General features: G+C 47.6%; 2 protein-coding genes. Both read left to right on the top strand.

Annotated elements, in window-relative coordinates; translation table 11 throughout:
- On the top strand, positions 1–2,778 hold a 2,778-nt coding region (locus KGY70_19480; protein ID MBS3777385.1), incomplete at its 5' end, for a DNA polymerase III subunit alpha.
- A gap of 356 nt (positions 2,779–3,134) precedes the next feature.
- Positions 3,135–3,327 (top strand): hypothetical protein (locus tag KGY70_19475; GenBank protein MBS3777384.1); only part of this gene is annotated, 193 nt, incomplete at its 3' end.

Raw genomic sequence — 3,327 nt, 5'->3', positions numbered from 1 at the left:
GGCCTGCGCCCAATTGCAGGCATCGAATTCAGGAATAAGGATACCTGGCTTTATACTGGCATTGCCAAAAGCCATGAAGGATTGTACCACCTGAACAATTTCCTGAGCCATTACCGGCTGAGAAAAAAAGATCTTCCATCCAGGCCGCCTGTTTTAGAGGGTGTGATATTCATATTTCCGTACGGTTCGGTAGATCCGTCAGAGCTACAGGAGAACCAATTCGTGGGTATCCGCCTTCAGGATATCAATAAGATTGTTGGTAAGGAATACCCCGCCCTTGCCAGCAAGCTGATGGCTATCCATCCGGTGACGTTTCTCACGAAAGAGGACCTGGAAATGCATCGTCACCTGCGGGCCATCGACCACAATACCCTGCTTACCCAGCTAAATGAAGATTGGCTGGCCTCTGAAAAAGGATTTTTTTATGCACCAGATCAAATAAAGGAGAATTATAAGCATTTCCCGGAGCTCAAAGAAAATGCCCGGATCATTGAAAACCTGCCTGGATTGAACTTTGGCCGGGATATCAAGAATAAGAAAACCTTCACCGGCAGCAGGGAGGAGGATCGCAAGCTGCTTGAAAAGCTGGCCTATGAAGGGATGCAGGAACGCTATGGCCCTGATGATCCTGTGGCCCGGGAAAGGATTGACCGGGAGCTGGAGGTCATCAACCGGCTGGGGTTTGGGGCTTATTTCCTGATCACCCATGACATCATCCGCTACTCCATGCAGCGGGGTTTTCATCATGTGGGGCGGGGGAGTGGTGCCAATAGTGTGGTGGCCTATTGCCTGCACATCACCGATGTGGATCCCATTGAGCTGAATCTTTATTTCGAACGCTTCATCAATCCCAAAAGAAGCAGCCCGCCGGATTTTGACATCGACTATTCCTGGAAGGAACGGGATGAGGTGCTCGACTACATTTTCCGAACCTACCCGGAGGAGCACACGGCTTTGCTGGGTACCATCTCTACATTTAGGGGACGCTCCATCATACGGGAACTTGGCAAAGTCTATGGTCTGCCCAAGGGGGAGATCGACTCCATTGTGGAGCAGCCGGCCCGTCACATCAACAAGGATACCACTGTGGATAAAATTTTTCAGCTTGCCGGGAGGCTGACCGACTTCCCCAACCTGCGCAGCATCCATGCCGGAGGAGTGCTGATCTCCGAAAAGCCGGTTTCCTGGTACACGGCCCTCGATCTTCCCCCCAAAGGCTACCCAACCACCCAGTGGGATATGTATTCAGCAGAAGACATAGGCTTTGAGAAGCTGGACATACTTAGCCAGCGCGGTATAGGCCATATCCGCGATGGTGTGGAAATTATCCGGGAAAATCAGGCCGTGGAGATCGAAATTCACAATGTCGATGCCGTGAAGAATGATCCTAAGGCCAGGGAGCTGCTGCGCTCAGGGGAAACTACCGGTTGTTTCTACATTGAAAGCCCGGCTATGAGAGGCTTGCTGAAGAAACTGCGTTGCGACACCTACCTTACCCTGGTGGCGGCTTCTTCCATCATTCGCCCCGGCGTTGCCAAATCGGGAATGATGAAGGAGTACATCCGGCGTTTCCATAACCCGGATGGATTTGACTACATCCATCCGGTGATGAAGGAGCAGTTGAAAGAAACTTACGGAGTGATGGTGTACCAGGAAGATGTGCTGAAGGTGTGCCATCATTTTGCCGGCCTCGACCTGGCCGATGCCGATATCCTGCGTCGGGCCATGAGCGGTAAATTTCGCTCCAAAAAGGAGTTCCAAAAGATCGAGGATAAATTTTTCAGCAACTGCCGGGAGCGGGGTTATCCCGAAAATATCATAAAAGAAGTATGGAGGCAGATCGAATCGTTTGCAGGCTATTCTTTTTCCAAAGCCCATTCAGCCTCTTATGCCGTAGAAAGTTTTCAGAGCCTGTATTTGAAGGCCTATTATCCGCGGGAATTTCTTACCGCAGTCATCAATAATTTCGGAGGTTTCTATCATACCTGGCTCTATATCAATGAGGCACAACGGTATGGTGCCAGGATTCATCTTCCTTCTGTCAATTACAGCCATTATCTGACAAGGATCATCGGCCGGGATATTTATCTGGGGTTCATTCATGTCAAAGATATGGAGCAACGCACGGCCAGCTTAATCGTGGGGGAGAGAGAACAGGGAGGAGCATACGGGGATCTGGCAGATTTTATTTACAGAACCGGTATTCACAGGGAACAGATCATTCTTCTGATAAGAACCGGTGCGTTGCGGTTTACAGGGATAACTAAACCAGAATTGTTGTGGAAAGCGCACATGCTTACCGGGAAAAAGAAAACCGATGCCCGTTCAAAGGAACTGTTCCGGCCGGAAGGCCATAACTATGAACTTCCCGAGTTTGAGCAGAGTTCGCTGGAAGATGCATACGATGAAATGGAACTCCTTGGCTTTCCTGTCACTTTGAGCCGTTTTGATATGCTGAAGACTTCCTTCCGGGGTGAGGTGCTTGCCCGGAACTTAATGGACCATGTAGGCGAAAAGAAACGTTTGGTGGGTCAGTTGGTTAATATCAAATATGTGAAGACCGTCAAGGGGGAGATCATGAATTTTGCTGCCTTCATTGATCTGGAAGGTGAATTTTTTGATACGGTGCATTTCCCCGGTTCGCTTAAAGCCTATCCTTTCCGGGGATATGGGGTGTATCTGTTGCTGGGCAAGATTGTTGAAGAATTCGGATTTCCCAGCTTAGAGGTGGAAAAGATGGCCAAACTGCCCCTGAAGCCGGATCCAAGAGAAGCATGATCCTCATTTTTTAAACGGGTTGGAGAGAGGAGAGAATTTAAACATACCGGTTGACTTTTACTGAATAAATTTCTATCTTGGGATCTTAAAGCATGTGGCTAAAAAGTAAGTATAATAAGCACCCAGTCTGCCGTCTGGCAGACAAATCTCAAATCCTAAATAACAAATACCTGCCCCGACGGCAGGCGGGGAATTCCAATAATCAATCATAAATGACCAAAACACTCTAGCCTAAGTTCTTTACCTGTAAGCTGGAGTGTTTCGAAATTCGTTAATTGAGATTTGAATATTATTTGTAATTTGGGATTTGTTTTTTGGAATTTTTTAAATAGCTTAATTCATAAAATGCAGTTACTATGAATCGATTCAGCTTTGTTCTTACCGTAATATTGATCGTTTTGATCATTCTCCACCTGGTTTATACCATCGATTATGGGCAATTGTTTACCGTTGAAAACAAGGGAGGTGCTACCGGTGTTATGGTCAGCATCCTTGGTTTAATCGCACTTTTTTTAAGCAATAGGGCAAATGCCGGGGAAACCGACCTTC

The sequence above is a fragment of the Bacteroidales bacterium genome (genome assembly GCA_018334875.1).
Lineage (GTDB): Bacteria > Bacteroidota > Bacteroidia > Bacteroidales > UBA12077 > JAGXLC01.
Note: the sequence above shows the minus strand (reverse complement) of the source record. Positions and strands in the feature narration are given on the sequence as shown.